Origin of the sequence: Pseudomonas synxantha, assembly GCF_900105675.1 — a bacterium.
GTDB lineage: Bacteria > Pseudomonadota > Gammaproteobacteria > Pseudomonadales > Pseudomonadaceae > Aquipseudomonas > Aquipseudomonas synxantha.
This window is the reverse complement of sequence record NZ_LT629786.1, coordinates 982591-1002767: the sequence shown is the minus strand read 5'-3', so window position 1 is coordinate 1002767 and position 20177 is coordinate 982591. Positions and strand designations below refer to the sequence as shown.

The 20177-nt window shown below is 61.8% G+C and carries 11 protein-coding genes; 4 read left to right on the top strand and 7 right to left on the bottom strand.

The annotated features are described in order from the left end of the window. Positions 1-48: 48 nt before the first annotated feature. The 3 genes from BLU48_RS04720 to BLU48_RS04710 all read right to left on the bottom strand — a co-directional run bounded on the left by BLU48_RS04720 (position 49) and on the right by BLU48_RS04710 (position 3704). The gene (locus BLU48_RS04720) at positions 49-2748 is read right to left on the bottom strand and encodes an RHS repeat-associated core domain-containing protein (protein WP_082636734.1); all 2700 of its coding nucleotides are present in this window, start codon (positions 2746-2748) and stop codon (positions 49-51) included. 137 nt (positions 2749-2885) lie between these two features. Beyond that, a complete protein-coding gene (locus BLU48_RS04715; protein WP_057025482.1) occupies positions 2886-3179 on the bottom strand; it encodes a BolA family protein in 294 nt (97 codons plus the stop codon). A gap of 6 nt (positions 3180-3185) precedes the next feature. After that, the gene (locus BLU48_RS04710; RefSeq protein WP_003236690.1) at positions 3186-3704 is read right to left on the bottom strand and encodes a DUF2059 domain-containing protein; all 519 of its coding nucleotides are present in this window, start codon (positions 3702-3704) and stop codon (positions 3186-3188) included. A 196-nt stretch (positions 3705-3900) separates the two neighbouring features. On the opposite strand from BLU48_RS04710, the gene BLU48_RS04705 reads away from it, so the two are divergent. Next, positions 3901-5283: a class II fumarate hydratase gene (locus BLU48_RS04705; protein ID WP_057025483.1), complete on the top strand. Its 1383-nt coding sequence runs from the start codon at positions 3901-3903 to the stop codon at positions 5281-5283. On the opposite strand, the gene BLU48_RS04700 is transcribed toward BLU48_RS04705, so the two are convergent. From BLU48_RS04700 to pap, 3 genes are all read right to left on the bottom strand, one after another. Beyond that, on the bottom strand, positions 5280-6236 hold the full coding sequence (locus tag BLU48_RS04700) for a DMT family transporter (RefSeq protein ID WP_057025484.1): 957 nt from the start codon (positions 6234-6236) through the stop codon (positions 5280-5282). The two genes, BLU48_RS04705 and BLU48_RS04700, sit on opposite strands and share 4 nt — an antisense overlap. Before the next feature lie 176 nt (positions 6237-6412). Then, on the bottom strand, positions 6413-7597 hold the full coding sequence (locus BLU48_RS04695; RefSeq protein WP_057025485.1) for a thiolase family protein: 1185 nt from the start codon (positions 7595-7597) through the stop codon (positions 6413-6415). Between the two features lie 256 nt (positions 7598-7853). Continuing rightward, positions 7854-9368, bottom strand: a complete 1515-nt coding sequence (gene pap, locus BLU48_RS04690) for a polyphosphate:AMP phosphotransferase (RefSeq protein ID WP_057025486.1) — start codon at positions 9366-9368, stop codon at positions 7854-7856. A gap of 153 nt (positions 9369-9521) precedes the next feature. Here pap and mnmC point away from each other — a divergent pair, with 153 nt between their 5' ends. Next, positions 9522-11513, top strand: coding sequence for a bifunctional tRNA (5-methylaminomethyl-2-thiouridine)(34)-methyltransferase MnmC2/FAD-dependent 5-carboxymethylaminomethyl-2-thiouridine(34) oxidoreductase MnmC1 (gene mnmC / locus BLU48_RS04685; protein ID WP_057025487.1), 1992 nt, complete (start codon positions 9522-9524; stop codon positions 11511-11513). Between the two features lie 7 nt (positions 11514-11520). On the opposite strand, the gene BLU48_RS04680 is transcribed toward mnmC, so the two are convergent. Continuing rightward, the gene (locus BLU48_RS04680) at positions 11521-16335 is read right to left on the bottom strand and encodes an NEL-type E3 ubiquitin ligase domain-containing protein (protein WP_057025488.1); all 4815 of its coding nucleotides are present in this window, start codon (positions 16333-16335) and stop codon (positions 11521-11523) included. A gap of 310 nt (positions 16336-16645) precedes the next feature. Here BLU48_RS04680 and BLU48_RS04675 point away from each other — a divergent pair, with 310 nt between their 5' ends. After that, positions 16646-18418, top strand: a complete 1773-nt coding sequence (locus BLU48_RS04675) for an N-acetylglutaminylglutamine amidotransferase (protein WP_057025489.1) — start codon at positions 16646-16648, stop codon at positions 18416-18418. Between the two features lie 3 nt (positions 18419-18421). After that, complete coding sequence (gene ngg / locus BLU48_RS04670) at positions 18422-20167, top strand: N-acetylglutaminylglutamine synthetase (protein WP_057025490.1); 1746 nt, start codon at positions 18422-18424, stop codon at positions 20165-20167. The last annotated feature ends 10 nt before the right edge of the window (positions 20168-20177 follow it).

Below are 20177 nucleotides of genomic sequence, written 5' to 3'. Positions count from 1 at the left end.
ACCACCGTGGCCGACGCCGTTGAGGCACCGCCACGGTGATTCGTTCAATCAGCGTACCGCCCGCCTTGAAGCCCTGGTACTGGCGGGTTTATAGCTGCGCCACGCGGACGAGTTGGACTCCCAAGGCGCATCGACCCGCTGTTGGCGCCGATAGAACGTCACGCGGCCTGCCAGTTGCTGTCGATGCCGATAAAGCCAGCGCAGTTCCGAACCTGTGGCAGAAGACTGGGACTTATCGATCACCAGATTCAGGTCCAGATCATCAAGAGCAAAATGCACATGACGCATGCTTTCAGGGGCCGTCAGGGTCTTCAATGACGACTTACTGATGCGGCTGACCAGCTTATGCTGGAAGTCAATCAAGTCCACGTCTATGTAGTCTTCAAGGGTGCGCTCGAATGAATAGTCGCCAGAAGCAAGATCACTGACAAATTTCTTCGCGAACTCCCGGTTGGCGGTGGTCGATGTACAGCCCGAATACTTCGCCACAACAGCGCCATAGAACTGTCGTGCGACCTGTACGCCTTGCTCACTGATCGTTTGCCTGTACCTGGCCTCGCTGATCCTGCCGAGCCCGTACCGAACGTGCGCACTGACGCTTTCTACCAGCGCCGCCGTTGCCGGCCCTATTTCATCAATTCCGACATAGGCGGCCATGATGTCTCCACGTGCCGTCAGCTTCGACCAGAAGCTACGATAGATACGCACAGTATTCGCCAAGCCGAAAAGGATATCGCCTCGACCTGGCTGGAATTGCTCGCCGAACAACGTTTGCCCACCATCGGCATCCCTGAACCGCAAGGGATTGCCCAGCGCCATCACATACAGATTCAAGCCATCCACGTCACCCTGTGGATCCGGACTGATCCAGCGTTGCAGCCACGGCGCGTAATACCGATATCCGTAGTAATACAATCCTGTCGCGTCGCGCTCCTTACCCGCGTAGCGGCGAACCTTATAGTTGGCTCGCTGCGTATCGTTGGTAGCCCACCACGCCGTCATGCCATAAGGATAGTAGTGCTCCTGGCTCAGCAACTGCGCGTGTTCGTCCAGCTCCAGTAAACTGCTACTGAGGTGATCGAGGATGCTGAATTGCAACTGCTCGGCGCTCATATCGCTGGGGCGACCGTGCTCCCATTGCAACACCGTGACACGACCACCGCCCGTATCAATCTCCAGCACGTTCAAACGCTTGCCAGGTTGTACATGCAGGTGCAAACCCGGCAGGTAGCACGTCAATTGTCTATGGGGTTTACCCGCGACCCGTTGGCTTCTGATCTTGGCAGCCCGCTGGCCCTGGCCGTCGTAGAGGTAACTTTCCACATCAGGATCACCCTGGTCACGCCGCACCTGGGTGGCATGGGTGAGTTGATTACGCACGTTCCAGCCTAACTGTTGGCCGCCGCCCAGCGCTTGCTGGTTACCGTTGGCATCAAACATCGTCGCCCAATGTTGCGCCGCACCGTCAGTGACCGACAAGGCGCGATTGCTGCCCACCGCTACACTCATGTCCCGGGTATACCCTGCGCCACTGCTCGCCACATGGCGCAGGCGTGTCAGGTTGCCATGCTCGTCGTAGGTATAATGCTGGGTGTAATTGCGCCAGAGTCCGTCGTCGGTTGCACCAAACGCCACCCGCCCCGGGGCTGCCTGACCACTGCTGCCAGCAGCATTTTCCCGACCGCTGGCCTGGGTTAACTGGTAAAGACTGTCGTACCGGTAACGACTGACCGCATCAATGCGCGCATTGCTGTGCCATTGAGTCGGCTGGGCCTGGTCGCTGAGGCTGAGGATATTACCGACCGGGTCGTACTCGTACACAAGGTCCTGTAAAGGCTGGGCGGCCTCGCCCTTGCGATACACCGTCAACTGCAGCAAACGGTTATCCTCAGCGGCGTATTTCGCCACCTTGGTGACTTCATTGCCCAGCCGCTCGGACTCCACCAAGCCGCTGGCGTTGTACACCCGCTGGTTCATCAACACTTGGCGTGTGCCCTCACGCAGGGTCAGCGCAACCTCCTGCAGCCAACCTTGTCGCCCATAGCGCCAGTGCCGGCGATTGCCCCTGGCGTCGATCTGCTCCAGCAGCGCCCCCAAGGCATCGTAGCGCCAGGTCGTGGTATGGGCTTTGGTTTCCAGCTGTTCAGCTTGATTGTCATCGCTCGATGGCCAGTCAACTGCCGAAGTGTCCATGCGAAACCGTCGAGTCTGCTTGATGACGTTCCCACCGATCCCGTACTCATCCATCAACACAACACCGGCCGGGTCCGCATGACGAATCAGCCGTCCACAACGGTTGCCGGCCACCTCGGCTGCCCCATAGGCCAGGCGCTCTACACAACGCGGCCGTGGCTCATTCGCAGTCTGTTCAAATACTGCCACCGGGCGTAGCAGACGGTCGTAGCGTTGCTCCTGGTGGGCTTGACGCGAATCCCAGGTGTGCAGCGGCTGGCCCGCTTCGCCGCGTAATATCAGGCGCCAGCCGGCATCGGCGCTCTCGGTGCGAACCGCCTCGCCCGACAGACTTAAAATGTTCGATTGCGATGCCGCACCACCAGCTCCGCGCGCACATTGCCGCGGGTCCCACTGACTGGACAAAAAACCATTGGCCCCAAAAACCTGGCGGGTAACCCGTGCCTGCGGAGTCTGGGTCACGCTCTGGCGGTGATATTCAACAGTACGTACAGCCAGTCCGCGAGGATCCGTGGCCTTCAAGATAGGTGTATTTCGATGGATGGAAGCAGACATGACCTCAAGACCTTATTGCTGGATAAGTAGTCCTGAAAGCCTAGGGATGAGGTGTGGAGAAAGGTGGTGCTGGAGGATGTTTTGTGTATCCAGGTACTGGCATCGCCCCGACCCGCTAGCGCGGGTCGAGGCTGCGCTCAATGCCCGCCGGCGCAGGTCGGCGAGGCCGGGGCTGCGTCGATTTTCGCCCATTCATCAGGCGTATAGGTATGCAGCGCCAACGCATGAAACTCGCTCATCAGGTCACCCAGGATGGCGTAGACCTTCTGGTGGCGCTTGACGCGGTTGAGCCCCTCGAACTGCGAGCTGACCAGTACGGCCTTGAAGTGGGTCTGCAACCCACGACTATGCATATGGCTTTCATCCAGCACGTTCAAGTGTTGCGGCTCCAGGGCGGCGAGCGCCGTTTCGATACGCTGTTGCATGGTCATTCCTGCTTACTTCTTCTTGGCCGGTGCGGCGGCTTTTGGCGTCAGCTCGTTGGTCATGTCTTCCAACAGCTTGTTCACCACCGGCACCGCGCTTTCCAGCTTGGCCTGGGTCATCTGGGCCGATTGCTGGGTCAGTTGTGGCATTTTTTCCAGGACTTTCTTGCCCAGTGGCGACTGGTAGAAGGCTACCAGGTCCTTGAGCTCCGACTCGCTGAAATTGGTGGTGTAGAGCTTGACCATGTCCGGTTTCAGCTTCGGCCAGCCGATAGCCTGGTCCAGGGCGGCGTTGGCCTTGGCCTGGTAGCTGTCCAGTACAGACTGCTTGGCGGCAGGCGCCTTGGTCTGTTCGAAGCGCTGGGCGAACATTTGCTGCACTTGCATGTACACCGGGGTCCCCAGCTTGTCAGCATGGGCCAGGGTAAGGAAGGCTTCGGCACTGGCGTTGTGGCTGGCGGTATCGGCAAAAACCTGGCCGCTGGCGCAAACCAGAGCAACCGCGGTACAGATGGCACGAAGACGAGTCATCGAGTTTCCTTTTCTAGCAGGCGAGGTAAGACCCCAAGGGCGACCATTCTGCGCCTAAAAAACCTCAGGGCTCAACCCCACCCCTACGCAGGCCCTGGTTTTGCGGGGCGCGATGACACAAATGTGGGTTTAGGGAACCCATGGCGGCCGCCAGGGCCTAAACTGACCAATCACGACTGGATAAGGAGGGTGCCCGATGAGCCGTATCGAAACCGACAGCCTGGGAGAAGTACAGGTCCCTGATGATGCGTATTGGGGCGCGCAAACCCAACGTTCGCTGGTCAACTTCGCGATTGGCGAGCAGCGTATGCCGCTGGCGGTATTGCATGCCCTGGCCCTGATCAAGAAGGCCGCCGCCCGGGTCAACGATCGCAACGGCGACCTGCCCGCCGATATCGCCCGGCTGATCGAACAGGCCGCCGACGAGATCCTCGAGGGTCAACATGACGACCAGTTCCCTCTGGTGGTCTGGCAGACCGGCAGTGGCACCCAGAGCAACATGAACGCCAATGAAGTGATCGCCGGTCGCGCCAACGAACTGGCCGGCAATAACCGCGGCGGCAAGAGCCCGGTGCATCCCAATGATCACGTCAACCGCTCCCAGAGCTCCAACGACTGCTTCCCTACTGCCATGAGCATTGCCGCAGTGCAGGCGGTGCATCAGCAGTTGCTGCCGGCGATTGCGACCTTGTCCGGTGGCCTGGCGGAGCTGGCTGCACGGCATATGAAGCTGGTCAAGACCGGGCGCACCCACATGATGGACGCCACGCCGATCACCTTCGGCCAGGAACTCTCGGCGTTTATCGCCCAGCTCGATTACGCCGAGCGAGCGATCCGCAGCGCCCTGCCCGCCGTGTGCGAGCTGGCCCAAGGCGGCACAGCGGTGGGCACCGGGCTCAATGCACCCCACGGCTTTGGCGAGGCGATTGCTTCCGAGCTGGCAGCGTTGTCGGGCTTGCCCTTCGTGACCGCGCCGAACAAATTCGCCGCCCTCTCCGGCCATGAGCCGTTGGTGACCTTGCACGGCGCATTGAAAACCCTGGCCGTAGCGTTGATGAAAATTGCCAACGACCTGCGCCTGCTGGGTTCAGGCCCACGGGCCGGCCTGGCCGAAGTCAAGTTGCCGGCCAATGAGCCCGGCAGTTCGATCATGCCGGGCAAGGTCAACCCGACCCAGTGCGAAGCCCTGTCCATGCTGGCCTGCCAGGTGCTGGGCAACGACGTGACCATCGGCATGGCGGCCAGCCAAGGGCACTTGCAGTTGAATGTGTACAAGCCGGTGATCATTCACAACCTGCTTGAATCGATCCGCCTGCTGGCCGACGGCTGCAACAACTTCCAGGAGCACTGCATCGCAGGCCTTGAGCCCGACGCCGAGAAAATGGCCGAACACCTGGAGCGCGGGCTGATGCTGGTCACCGCACTCAACCCGCATATCGGCTACGACAAGTCGGCAGAGATCGCCAAGAAGGCCTACGCCGAAGGGCTGACACTGCGCGAAGCCGCGCTGGAGCTGGGCTACCTCACCGACGCCGAGTTCGACCAGTGGGTACGCCCGGAAAACATGTTGGGTAACTAAACCATCATACGCAGCCGCCGGGCCTTGAGCCCGGCGAGCAGCGACGGCGCCAGGGCGACTGCAGCCGACCCCAAGACCACCACGAATGCGCCGAAGTAGCCCAGGGCGTTGATCTCTTCTGCCTGGACATAATCCGGCCACAGCCACGCCGCCAGCGCCACTGCGACAAAGGTCACCAGCGGCGTCAACGCCAGGGTTGCACTCACCCGCGACGCCTCCCAGTGGGCCAGCGCTTCGGCAAACGCGCCATACGCCACCAGCGTATTCATGCAGCACGCCAGCAACAACCAGCCTTGCAGCGGGCTCAACTGCAACGCTTCCAAGGGGTGCGCCCACGGCGTGAGCAGCAGCGCGCAGAACAGGTAGATCACCATCATCACCTGCAAGGAATTCCATACCGTCAACAATTGCTTCTGGCCCAAGGCATAGAACACCCAGATCGAGGTGGCCAGCAGGATGGTCAGCACCCCGGCGGTATAGGTGCCCAGGGACGTCAGCAACTCCACGAGGCGCTGATTGAAAAACAGGCCGAAGCCGATAATCAGCACCACCAGGCCGAGGACCTGCCCCAGGCTGAAACGCTCCTTGAAGACAAACACGCTGGCGATCATCAGGAAGATCGGGCCCATCTGCACCACTAGTTGAGCGGTGCCGGGGCTGAGCATCTTCAGGCCAACCAGATACAGCACGTAGTTACCCACCAGCCCGCACACGGCCATGGCCACCAGCCAACCGCCCTTGGGGCCGAGCACCTTGCGGCTGGGCAGGCGCTTGGCGACGGCGAGGTACACAAACAAGCAAGTGCCGGCCACTGTGAGACGAAACCAGGTGACGGTGATCGGGTCCATGACCTGCAGGACCTGCTTGAGCTTGATCGGAAGAATGCCCCACAGAAAGGCGGTCAGCAGAGTCAGCAAGAAACCGTAGACCCAGCGGCCGGAAGAGATGTGCATGAGTGCCCCAAAAAAAGCCAGAGGTGGAGGAGCCGCCATTCTAGGGGTAAGTGACCAGATTCGGATACGCGGATGGCCAACTGTGGGAGGGGCTGGCTCCCTATAGCGGTGGGTCAGCCAACATCAATGTTTGCTGGGTCGACGTCTTCGCGGGCAAGCCCCCTCCCACATTTTGATCAGCGTACGGCTTCGAAGAGCCCGGTAGCGCCCATACCCCCGCCCACGCACATGGTGACAATCCCATAGCGCAAATTACGTCGTTGCAGTTCGCGCACCAGATGCCCCACCTGCCGCGACCCGGTCATGCCGAACGGGTGGCCAATGGAGATCGAGCCACCATTGACGTTGTACCTGGCGTTATCGATTTCCAGGCGGTTGCGTGCATAAAGGCACTGTGAAGCAAAGGCTTCATTGAGCTCCCACAGGTCGATATCTGCCACCTGCAAGCCCTTGGCCTTGAGCAGCTTGGGCACCGAGAACACCGGGCCAATGCCCATCTCATCCGGTTCGCAACCGGCGACGGTAAAGCCACGAAAAAACGCCTTGGGTTTGAGCCCCAACGCCAGGGCTTTTTCCAGGCTCATCACCAGGGTCATCGAGGCCCCGTCGGAGAGCTGCGAGGAATTGCCCGCCGTCACCGAGCCATCTTCGGCAAATACCGGCTTCAAACCGCTGAGACTTTCCAGTGTAGTGTCCGGGCGGTTGCAGTCGTCGCGGTCCACCACGCCGTCGAGGATCTGCACTTCACCGCTGTGCTTGTCCTCGACCTTGTACTTGACCGCCATCGGCACGATTTCATCATTGAACAAGCCATCGGCCTGGGCCTGGGCAGTGCGCTGCTGGCTCTGCAGGGCGTAGATGTCCTGCTCCTGGCGGCTGACCTGATAGCGACGGGCGACGATTTCGGCGGTCTGCCCCATGGGGAAGTAGATGCCCGGCACCTGCTCTTTGAGCAGTGGGTTGATCAGGTTGTCGGTGTTGACGCTCTTCATGGTCAGGCTGATGGACTCCACACCGCCAGCGACAATGATGTCGCTGCAGCCCGAGGCAATCTGGTTGGCGGCGATGGCAATCGCCTGCAAGCCCGACGAACAGAAACGGTTGAGGGTCATGCCCGCCGTGCCGGTACCCAGTTGAGAGAGCACCGCCACATTACGCCCGATGTTATAGCCCTGGGCGCCTTCGTTGGAGCCGGCGCCGACAATGCAATCCTCCACCATGGCCGGATCGATGCCATTGCGGACCAGCAGCGCATTGACGCAATGGGCTGCCATGTCATCGGGACGGGTCTGGTTGAACTTGCCACGAAAGGACTTGGCCAGGCCGGTTCGCACGCTGTCGACGATCACTACTTCACGCATGGGCTTACCTCGATCTTGTGGTTGTGGATCGAGGATAGAGCCAGGCCCGGCCGGCTGCGATGATCATTCACTGCGTAAATGCAAAAGCATGGGGCCAACACACGGCCTACCTGATGTGTGGCGATCCAATGTGGGAGGGGGCTTGCCCCCGATAGCGGTGGGTCAGTTGCAAATGCAGGTACTGACAGCCTGCTATCGGGAGCAAGTCGAATCGTCGCACCGCCCCTCCCACATTTGGACCAATGTTTGATCCGCGCTATTTCTTTTTCTTTTTGTCGTGCTTGTCGGTTTTATCGAATGCGTCTTCCAACGCACGATTGATGGTGCGCAGCACCTTGACCCGCGCCCAGCGCTTGTCATTGGCTTCCACCAGGGTCCAGGGCGCCACCTCGGTGCTGGTGCGATCAACCATGTCGCCCACGGCTGCACGGTAGTCGTCCCACTTGTCGCGATTGCGCCAGTCGTCCTCGGTGATCTTGAAGCGCTTGAACGGGATCTCTTCACGGGCCTGAAAACGTTCCAGCTGCGTTTGCTTATCAATGGCCAGCCAGAACTTGACCACGATCACGCCAGCATCGCGCAACTGCTCCTCGAAATCATTGATCTCCCCATAGGCGCGCATCCAGTCCGTCGGGGTGCAGAAGTCCTCGACGCGCTCCACAAGCACACGGCCATACCAGGAACGGTCGAACACGGTGAACATGCCGCGTGCCGGGATCTTCTGCCAGAACCGCCACAGGTAGGGCTGGGCGCGTTCGTCTTCGCTGGGCGCGGCAATTGGCACGATATGGTACTGGCGTGGGTCCAGGGCCGCGGCGACACGACGGATCGCGCCGCCCTTGCCCGCCGCGTCGTTGCCCTCGAACACCGTCACCAACGCGTGCTTGCGCATGCGCTTGTCGCGCATCAGGCCGGATAAGCGCGCCTGCTCGGTGATCAGTTGCTCTTCATAGTCGTCCTTGTCCAGGCGCAGGGTCATGTCGAGGCTGTTGAGCAGGCTTACCTGGTCCACGGCCGACGGCAGCGGCGCCGGGTTCATGCCGCTGGCCCTGCCCTTGGGCATTTTCAAGGCATTTTGCAGGCCTTCGAGCAGGATCTTGCCCACGGTAAGGCTGCGGTAATTGCTGTCCACCCCTTCAATCACATGCCAGGGTGCGTAATCCCGGCTGGTGCGACGCAGCACGCGCTCACCGAAATGCACGAACTTGTCGTAGGTCTTGGACTGTTGCCAGTCCAGCGGGCTGATGCGCCAGCTATGCAACGGGTCGTCTGCCAGGGCCTTGAGGCGTGCTTTCATCTGCTTCTTGGACAGATGGAACCAGAACTTGAAAATCAGCGCGCCTTCGTCACAGAGCATTTTTTCCAGGCGCTCGGCACCGGCAATGGCCTGGTCGAGACGGGCGTCCTTGATCTGGCCATGGACCCGGCCTTGCAGCATCTGGCTGTACCAATTGCCGAAAAAGATACCCATGCGGCCCTTGGCCGGCAGTTGCCGCCAGTAGCGCCAGGCCGGTGGGCGCGCCAGTTCCTCGTCGGTCTGCTGGTCGAAGGTACGCACTTCGATCAGGCGCGGGTCCATCCACTCATTGAGCAGCTTGACGGTCTCGCCCTTGCCGGCGCCCTCGATGCCGTTGATCAAAACGATCACCGGGAAGCGCTTCTGCTGCTGCAGTTCGTATTGCGCCTCCAGCAAGGCTTCGCGCAGGGCCGGCACTTCGGCGTCATAGGTGTCTTTGTCGATGGCGTGACCGATTTCGGCGGATTCGAACATGGGCAGCTCCGTTTCAAGATGGCTCAAGACTAGCGGATTGGGCAACGGCCTGTGGCAGGAAATTCCACCCGGGATTGCCTTGGGTCAATCCAACCCCTGTTGATCGGCTAGAATGGCCGCCTTGTCTTTGCCCGCTTTCCTTTATGAGCCGCCATGAACCCCATCACCCACGCCCAGCTCGACTGGGATGACCAAGGCCGCCCGCACTCGCGGGTGTTCGACGATGTGTACTTCTCCGACCAGTCGGGCCTTGAAGAAACCCGTTATGTGTTCCTTGAGCAAAACCGCCTGCAGGAGCGCTTCGCCGCCTTGCCTGCCGGCGGGCGACTGGTAATCGGCGAGACAGGCTTCGGCACCGGCTTGAATTTCCTCTGCGCCTGGCAACTGTTCGAGCAGCATGCGGTGGCCGGCGCACGGCTGCACTTTGTCAGCGTGGAAAAATACCCGCTCAGCCACACTGACCTGCAACGTGCCCTGGCCCTCTGGCCTGAACTGCAACCCTTGGCCGAACAACTCTTGGCGCAATACATCGCCATCCACCAGGGTTTCCAGCGCCTGGTGCTGGGCCAAGGCCGCGTGACCCTGACCCTGTTGATCGGCGATGCCCTGGAACAACTGCCGCAACTGGATGCACAGATTGATGCATGGTTCCTCGACGGCTTTGCCCCGGCGAAAAACCCCGATATGTGGACCGCCGAGCTGTTTGCCGAACTGGCGCGCCTGGCGGCGCCGGGCTCGACCATCAGCACTTTCACCAGCACTGGCTGGGTGCGGCGCCTGATCAACGCGGCGGGCTTCAAGATGAAGCGCACGCCGGGCATCGGCCACAAGTGGGAAATCCTGCGCGGTGAGTTCGTCGGCTGGCCAGCCGATATTCCCAGGCCCACGGCTACACCACCGTGGTTCGCCCGCCCAACCACCCACTATGCAGAACGCCGCGCCCTGGTGATCGGCGCGGGGCTGGCCGGTTGTGCCACCGCGGCCAGCCTGGCGGCACGCGGCTGGCAGGTGTGCCTGCTGGAGCGGCATGCGGCGCTGGCCCAGGAGGCGTCCGGCAACCCGCAAGGGGTGCTGTACCTCAAGCTGTCGGCCCATGGCACCACACTGTCGCAGTTGATTGTGAGCGGCTTCGGCTACACCCGCAGGCTGCTCGAGCAGTTGCAGCGCGGTGTGGATTGGGACGCTTGCGGCGTGCTGCAACTGGCGTTCAACCCCAAGGAAGCCGAGCGCCAGGCACAACTGGCGCAGGCGTTTGCCCCGGACCTGCTGCACCCGGTGGATGCAGCCCAGGCCCAAGCCCTCGCTGGCGTGGCGCTGGACCAGGGCGGGTTGTTTTTCCCCGAGGGCGGCTGGGTCCATCCGCCAGCGTTGTGCGAGTGGCAGGCCCGCCATCCAGGTATTGAGGTGCGCCTTCATCAGGAAGCGCTGACCTTGCAGCAGGTCGACGGCCAATGGCAGGCCCGTGACGCCGAGGCGCTGATCGCCAGTGCACCGGTGGTGGTCCTCGCCGGGGCCGCCGAGGTCAAACGCTTCCCCTTCAGTGCCGCCCTGCCCCTCAAGCGGATTCGTGGGCAAATCACCCGCTTGGCGCAAACCACTGAAAGCCAACACTTGAGCACGGTGGTCTGTGCCCAAGGCTACGTCGCCCCCGCACGCCTGGGCGAACATACCCTGGGCGCCAGTTTTGCTTTCAACAGCGACGACTTGACCCCCACCCTGGCCGAACATGCCGATAACCTGGCCCTGCTGAGGGAAATCTCCCCACCGCTGCTGCATGCCCTGCAAGCCGATGCCTTGCCGCTGGAAACCTTGAAAGGCCGTGCGGCATTTCGCTGCACCAGCCCCGACTACCTGCCCATCGTAGGCCCGCTGGCCGATGCAGCGGCCTTCGCCCAAGCCTACGGCGTACTCGCCCGGGATGCCCGGCAAGTGCCCGATATGCCCTGCCCCTGGCTGGACGGCATGTACATCAACAGCGGCCATGGCTCACGCGGTTTGATCACCGCGCCCTTGTCGGCAGAACTGTTGGCCGCCTGGCTGGATAACGAACCGCTGCCATTGCCCGCTCCTGTCGCCCAGGCGTGCCATCCCAACCGCTTTGTCTTGCGCGAGCTGATTCGCGGCAAGCCTGGGCAGACCCCATGAACCCTGCCTAGCGAATTTCGCACACCCCCAGTTCATCAGCGCGCATGGCCGCCAGGGTCAGGCGCTCGAAGGCGACCTCTTCGGCGGTGACCTGCTCCCGCAGAATGCCATCCATGCGTGATCGGTAGGTTTCGTCATCAAGATCCGCGCCTTGTTCGAACACTGCCTGCATACGCGTCTCGAACGGCTCGTTAAGGGTGCTGAAACTGGCGGCATAGGCGCGCTTGAGGTAGTCCGTCCAGAACGGCAGATTAATGAGGAAACGCAACAGTAGAGGCGATATTTCCGCGGCCTTGATCTTCAGTTCCGCATCACTCAGCGCCGCCGGGGTGACACCGCCCAAACTGGCATAACGCATGTGCTTAGGCTGCCCTGGCAGATAGAAACGGCTGGCCAGGCCGGTACGGTAGGCCAGGCTGACCTCCAAGGCATCGCCGCCGGGGTTGGCGATGCTGTGGTTGCGCGCAATGCTTTCCAGGCGATCGAGCCGATACAGGCCGCGCCCCAGCGCCAACAAGGGCTTGGCGGACAGCTGGCCGCCCTCGACCTGCATGCGCGCATCGCTGATTTCAACCAGGATTTCCAGGGCGCTGAAGCTCACCGCCGCGCCGTCATCACAGTTATACGGGGTGAATGCACGTTCAAATACTTCGGTGGCCAGGTCGGCGCGCTGGCTGCTCGCCTCGAGTACCCGCCACACGCGCCGGGTCATGTCTTCACGCACATGCTCGCTGTCGGCCGCTCCGCCCAGCTCGGCCAGCAACTTGAACAAGCCGTCACTGTGCCTGTCATCCTTCAACATTTGCCACATCAGGTCTTTCTGCGCGTAGTCCGTCTGCCGCGAATCGGGCATCCACAACTCGCGAGCGGCCTGCTCGTTCAAGCGTGCGTCATCGTCTTCGTAAAAGCCCATGCCCACGCCGCGCTGGCGACGATAATCGAGCACTTGCCGGCTTGTGGATGCCGACAATGGATTGTGGCGCAAGTTGATACCCCGGGTGCGATCCCGATGCGCCGTGAACAACCACGCCGGCAGCTCGGTAATGTCGTTCTCGCGCAGGTCCACACTGGTCAGGTAGGGCAAACGCCACAAGTGTTCGGGAAAGGTCTTGAGCCGGCAGTCATGCAGGATCAATTGGTGCAAGTCGAACAGGTGATCGACCTTAGGCGGATCAACCAGCGGGTTGCCCGCCAGGTTCATGATCCTGAGGGTGCGCAGGTCTGCCAGCTTGGTGCGCATGTAGTTGGTCAGCACCAGTTGATTGTCATCCAGGTACAAGGCTTGCAACTGCGGCATGTGCGACAGTACCTCCGGCAGACGGGTCAAGCGGTTGCCCGACAGCTCCAGGGACTTGAGCCCGGGGAAGTGTTTGAGGAAATACGCCACTTCATCGCCGACGCCCATGTTCTTCATCGACAGTTGGCGTACATGCGTGAATTTGATCTCGGGTGGCAATATCGGCAGCGGCCCGCCGAGCATCCCGTCGAGGGACACGCCGGCCTCTTTATTCAAGGTGGTCATCCGCCGCCAGCAGGCTTTCAGCCGCCGTGCGATGATTTTGCGACCAAACCGGGCGTCCGCAGGCGTACCGGGGATTTTCGCCAGCGCGGCCCGGTCATGGCGCCAGGTATTGAGCACTGAGCGCAGGGTTTCATAGTCGTTCTGCAGGCCCTTGACCGCGCGGGCACGGGCCATGTGGTCAGCCCCCAGCTCTTCGATCAGGCTTGAGGCCTGGGCGTCGTTCAGCAAGGGATAGAGTTTTTTCACCTTGCGTATCAGTGCCGCCGGCTGTGGCGTGACCTCAGGCGGTGAAGCCTGCACGCAACCCTCGCGCCACAACGGCAGGGGTTCGGCAGAGGCGCGGCGCAGATGCCCGGCTACCAGGTCACGTTCATCCCCGACCCGCCAGCGCAGTTTCAACTGCAGCTGTCTGGCCCCCCGCTCGCCGGTGGAGTAAATCCCCAGGCCGGTGCGTTCTGTGGCCGAAAGCGTGCTCAGCAGCGCCTGGTAAAAGCCCAACGGCCCCGGCAGCGGCTCATGCAGGGCCTGGCCCTGCTCGTCGAAGGCCTGGTAGCCCCGGGCGGACTTGACCAGCTTGCGCAAACGCGTCGCGGTGGGAGTTTCCAGCTTGCCGAGCAAGGCGCCGTCCAGCGCCTGTTCATACACTTGCAAGCGCAGTTGCGCCGGCCATCCCGGTAACCGCCCCAGTAGGCTGACCGCGAGGCGCTCAGTTGATTCGGTGGCCAACGGTGGCAGGTAGAAACCGGCCACCGCACGGTCTTCCTGCAGTTCGCGCAACGCCTGCCCGGCACGCTGAAAAAGGCGCAAGGGCACGCTGCCAGTCTCACGCAGATACAGACGCTCAAGCGATGACGCCTGGGACAATAGCTCCTCGATCATCCCGGTGGGCAATTCTGGGAAGCGGTGTTTGAGCACGTCGGCAATGCCCGAAGCGGGCGGATCAGCATGTTCGCAGAGCTGGTCGAACAGCGTGCGGTAATGCCGTTTTACCCCCGCCAGCAAACGCGCACGCAGTAGCTTATGGGCCTGCTGGATGTCGGCTTTTTCACCCAGCAGCACGTCGCGCTCCTTGGCGCTGAAGGTCTCGAGCAGCGTGTGCATCACCTGGCCGTCCTTGAGTTGCTGCTCACTGACGTGGATGCTCATGTCTTCGTAATCGAATGGAGCGGTATCGGGATAGCGCTTGAGCAAGTTTCCCTCGGCGTCCAGCAGCTCGAAAAAACGCCCCTTGGGCCACCCTTCCAGCATCGGCAAAGCCAGCATTTGCACGACCCCCGTACCGGCATCGGGCTGGTTCTGGAATTCCAGTTGCCAGGCCAGGTCGCGAATCAATTGCTCCTGGCGCCAACGCATCACACAGTCGCGCAGCCGCTGCGGCAAGGGCTGGTTGTACTGGGCCAGTTGGCGTAACCAGGGCAACCGGCTGTTGGTGGTGCTGATGATTTCATCCAGGCGGCCGTCGGGCAGTGATCTGAGTCCGGGAGACAGGCGTTCGAGTACATAAGCCGGGCTGTTCCACTGCTCGACCTGCTCGGCCTGATGGCGCCAGCCGCCGAAACCATTGTGTTCCAAGAGCGGGCGATAAGCCGTTTGACGCACCGGATGCAGTACCCGCCAGCGACCGACGCCAGCATCGAAAGACACCCGGTAGATCGCGCCGTCAATCGCGATATAAGAGCGCCCTTGATATTGGTAGATGCCTTTGTAACTGGGCGTGGCGAGCACCTCGGCAGCCACCGACTGCTGGTAAGGGCGCAGGTCGCGTCGCCATAACCGTGACTCGCCCTGCGCGGCTTTGACCGCCTCGAACTGCTCGAAATAACTCGCCGGCATACGCGAAGCGTCCTTGAACAGAGCCCCCACGGCTTTGCCCCCGACGGCCATCAGCGCCATTGACGCAATGCCTTCAGCCACATTGGTCATGTGCTCCAGCGCATCGGTCTTGTGCCCGTGCTGCCAGTCCTGTACGCCCTCATAGACCTCGCCCAACAGCTGGCCGACACCCACCCCGAGCATCAACTGGCCCAGGCCCGGCACGAAAAAACCGGCGATATTGGCCAATGTCAGCCCCAGCTCCACATACCGCTCGATCAGTGATCGGCGGGCCTCCTCGTCGACCTCTGCCACCGGCACCGCCAACACCCTGGCATCCAATTGCGCCTTGCCCACGTAGGCATCGAAAAAAAACCGCGACACGCTGACCGGGGCCGATACCGCCTCCAGGCTTTCCACGGCCTTGCGGGTATCAAAGCGCTGGAAAAAGTCCACGCGTTCGGATTCATCCAGATAGCCTTTGAAGAACTCGCGATAGGCAGGCTCCTGCAGCTTGGACGATAGATAGCCCTTGAACGCCGCCAGGGTGTCGTACTCGAACCATGGGCGGGCTGGATCGTTGGGCATGTACACCACGCAGCGACCCGAGGACAGGTCTTGCTCGGCACTGCCGGAAAACACCAGCACACTCCACGCGCAGGCCTGGTCGATGTTCAACCCATGCCAGACCAGCGCGCGGCCCTCCAGCAACAGGTCGCGGGTTGGATAAGTGTCCCTGCCTGACCAAAGCACCTTGAACAGCAGCGTGCCGGTCTCCTGGCGCACGTGCCCCTTGCCCAGGGCGATATGCAGGTCCAGGCGCATGTCGCTCAACTTGAGCCGGCCAATGTCCCTGGCCGCCGGGTTAAAGGCATCCGCCGCCATCACTTCACCGGGGGCGGGCAAATCGAAGACCTCCCGTAGATGTTCCTGATAGGCCGCGCCCAGATCCAGCTCGCGACAGTAACCGGCAAACTCGACAGCGCTCATTGACTCGACCTCAAGCCCCGTGCCGACGTTACGCACCAGTGCGCCGATCCCCAGGCCACCGTCCTCAGCCTGGGAAGCGCTGAAATTCTGCATGGCGGCCTGCAGCAGCGTGCGCTTCTCGACCGTCACCGTCATCAACAGCGGGCCCAGCAGGTCCGGGTTGGCGTTGGTCATTGAGCGGTGGGGCAACTCCAGCACATCGTGTTTCACATCCAGATGCTGCCCCTTGGAAACCAGCAACGCTTCAAGTCGCTCGCTGCAGAACTCATCGAGCGGTTCCAGGTTCTTCAGTAGCGTATTGAGCGCCTCGCGCAGTACTTCACTGTCCACGTGCTCGCGCTTGATATGCGCCAGGCTGCGAGCGTCAGCACGAACCATCCAGCCGGGCAACCGGTCGAGCAGCACTTGGGTTATATCCAGATCCTGGGTGGCCTCCAGCAGCTTGCCGGGCAACTGTGCCCACACCGTTGGCGTAACCACCTCACTTACCTGTGACATCCATGACCTCCATGACAACCTTGAATAATGACGCTCCACCATATGCCCGCCGCCTCCGGGAATGGGTTTGAATACCTGCTGGTTTGCGCGGTCCATCAGCCCACAATTTGCGTGCATCCTTGACCTATCTAACGCACTGGCCCCAGAGCCTGCGCCAAGCCGCGAACACTGATCAGCGCCTCATGCCCTGATCGCTTATAACTTATCGTTCTAAAACTCCACGGGTATGCCTGGGTCAGTTTCAGAGTACCTGCGCGTTCAGCGCGCGATGTGTTGACCTCTCCCCAACGGAAAAACCGGTAAGGACTTTATGTGTGGATTAGCTGGCGAGTTACGCTTTGATCATCAACCTGCCGACCTGGCAGCGGTAGAACGCATCACTCATCACCTCGCCCCCCGAGGCCCCGACGCATGGGGCTTCCATGCCCAAGGGCCGATTGCCCTGGGCCACCGTCGCCTGAAAATCATGGACCTGTCGGATGGCTCCGCCCAACCGATGGTCGACGCCCAACTAGGGCTGTCCCTGGCCTTCAACGGCGCGATCTATAACTTCCCGGAACTGCGTCAAGAGCTGGAAGCCCTGGGTTACGCCTTCTATTCGGGCGGCGACACCGAAGTGCTGCTCAAGGGTTATCACGCCTGGGGTGAGGCACTGCTGCCCAAGCTCAATGGCATGTTCGCGTTCGCCATCTGGGAACGTGACGCCCAGCGCCTGTTCATCGCCCGTGACCGCTTGGGCGTAAAACCTTTGTACCTGTCGCGCACCGGCCAGCGCCTGCGCTTTGCCTCGGCCTTGCCGGCGCTGCTCAAGGGCGGCGATATCAACCCGATCCTGGACCCAGTGGCCCTTAATCATTATTTGAATTTCCACGCCGTTGTGCCCGCACCGCGCACCTTGCTGGCGGGTATCGAAAAGCTGCCGCCCGCCACCTGGATGCGCATCGATGCCAGCGGCAAGACCGAGCAGAAAACCTGGTGGACCCTGCCCTACGGCCCCCATGAGGATGAGCAGAACCTCAGCCTTGAAGACTGGACCGACCGCGTCCTCGACAGCACCCGCGAAGCCGTGGCCATCCGTCAACGCGCCGCTGTGGATGTGGGCGTGCTGCTCTCCGGCGGCGTCGATTCGAGCATGCTCGTCGGCCTGCTGCGTGAAGTCGGCGTGCAGGACCTGTCGACCTTTTCCATCGGCTTTGAAGATGCTGGTGGCGAACGCGGCGACGAATTCCAGTACTCGGACCTGATCGCCAAGCACTATGGCACCCGTCATCACCAACTGCGCATCGCCGAGAGCGAAATCATCGAGCAATTGCCGGCGGCGTTCCGCGCCATGAGCGAGCCGATGGTCAGCCATGACTGCATCGCCTTCTACCTGCTGTCGCGGGAAGTGGCCAAGCATTGCAAGGTAGTGCAGAGCGGCCAGGGCGCCGACGAACTGTTTGCCGGTTACCACTGGTACCCGCAGGTGGATGGCGCGAGCGATCCCTACGCCGCTTACCGCGATGCCTTCTTCGATCGCAGTTACGACGACTACGCGGCCACTGTCGCGCCGAAATGGCTGACCGCCAACGACGCCGCCGGTGACTTTGTGCGCGAACATTTTGCCATGCCAGGAGCGGATGCCGCCGTGGACAAGGCCCTGCGCCTGGACAGCACGGTGATGCTGGTGGATGACCCGGTCAAGCGCGTGGATAACATGACCATGGCCTGGGGCCTGGAAGCGCGTACGCCATTTCTCGACTACCGCCTGGTGGAGCTGTCGGCCCGCGTGCCGGGCAAGTTCAAGTTGCCCGACGGCGGCAAACAGGTACTCAAGGAAGCGGCACGCCGGGTTATCCCCAGCGAAGTCATCGACCGCAAGAAAGGCTATTTCCCGGTGCCCGGCCTCAAGCACTTGCAAGGCGACACCTTGAACTGGGTGCGTGAGCTGCTGCTGGACCCGAGCCAGGACCGTGGCCTGTTCAACCCGGCCATGCTCGACCGCTTGCTCACCGACCCCCAGGGTCAACTGACCCCGCTGCGCGGCTCCAAGCTATGGCAGTTGGCGGCGCTGAACCTGTGGCTCAGCGAACAAGGAATCTGATCGATGAAACCGAATGCCGCGGCGTATAGCCAACGCTTACTCAAGGGCCAGGCGCCGACCTACGAGCGCCTGCAGGCGCGCCTGGCCGAAGATGGCAGCCCACTGGCCGCCGAGCCGATTGCCGTGCATTGCGGCTGGGGGCGGTTGCTGATCGGCCATACCTTCCCGGACCCGGCCAGCCTGGCCCAGGAACTGCTCAATGAGCAGCCCGGCGAGCGCGACATCGCGCTCTATGTGGCAGCGCCCCAGCAGATCCTCGGGATAGACCCTCAGCAGTTGTTCCTGGATCCGTCCGACACCCTGCGCTTGTGGTTCAGCGATTATCGCCCGGCAACCCGGGTGTTTCGCGGCTTTCGCATTCGCAGGGTGCAAAGCGATGCCGATTGGCAGGCGGTCAATCAACTGTATCAAGGCCGCGGCATGTTGCCCGTCGATGCCGAGCGCCTGACCCCGCGCCACCAAGGCGGCCCGGTGTACTGGCTGGCCGAGGATGAAGACACTGGGGCGGTGATAGGCAGCGTGATGGGCCTCAATCACCATAAAGCCTTCCAGGATCCGGAAAACGGTTGCAGCCTGTGGTGCCTGGCCGTCGACCCGCAATGCACGCGCCCAGGCGTGGGTGAAGTGCTGGTGCGCCACTTGGTGGAGCACTTCATGAGCCGTGGCTTGAGCTATCTGGACCTGTCGGTGCTGCACAATAACCGCCAGGCCAAGAGCCTGTATGCCAAGCTTGGCTTCCGCGCGTTGACCACCTTTGCGATCAAGCGCAAGAACGGCATCAACCAGCCGCTGTTCCTCGGCCCCGGGCCGCAGGCGGAGTTCAACCCCTATGCACGGATCATCGTCGAGGAAGCCCATCGGCGCGGCATTGATGTGCAGGTCGACGATGCCGACGCGGGCCTGTTCACCCTCAGCCATGGCGGGCGCCGCGTGCGTTGCCGGGAATCCCTGAGCGACCTGACCAGCGCCATCAGCATGACCCTGTGCCAGGATAAGAGCCTGACCCACAAGGTGCTCAAGGCCGCCGGCCTGCAACTGCCCTCGCAGCAGTTGGCGGGCAGTGCCGACGACAACCTGGAGTTCCTCGATGAACACCAGCGCATCGTGGTCAAGCCGCTGGACGGCGAGCAAGGCCAGGGCGTGGCGGTAGACCTGCAAACCATTGAGGAGGTGCAGCAAGCCATTGAGGCGGCGCGCCAGTTCGACAGTCGTGTGTTGCTGGAAAGCTTCCACGAGGGCCTGGACCTGCGCATCCTGGTGATCGGTTTTGAAGTGGTCGCCGCCGCGATTCGTCGCCCGGCCGAGGTAATCGGCGACGGCCAGCATTCCATCCGCGCGTTGATCGAAGCCCAGAGCCGACGTCGCCAGGCTGCCACCGATGGCGAGAGCAAAATCCCCCTGGATGCGGAAACCGAGCGCACCCTCAAAGCCGCAGGTTATGGCTACGACAGCATCCTGCCCCAGGGCGTGCAACTAGCCGTGCGACGTACCGCCAATCTGCATACCGGGGGTTGCCTGGAAGATGTCACGGCGATCCTGCACCCAACGCTGGTGGACGCCGCCGTGCGTGCTGCCCGCGCCCTGGATATTCCCATGGTCGGGCTGGACCTGATGGTGCCGGCGGCCGACCAACCGGAGTACGTGTTTATCGAAGCCAACGAACGGGCCGGGCTGGCCAACCATGAACCGCAACCTACCGCAGAAAAGTTTGTGGATTTGTTGTTTCCGCACAGTCAGCCGACCGCTTGAGGATTGTGTT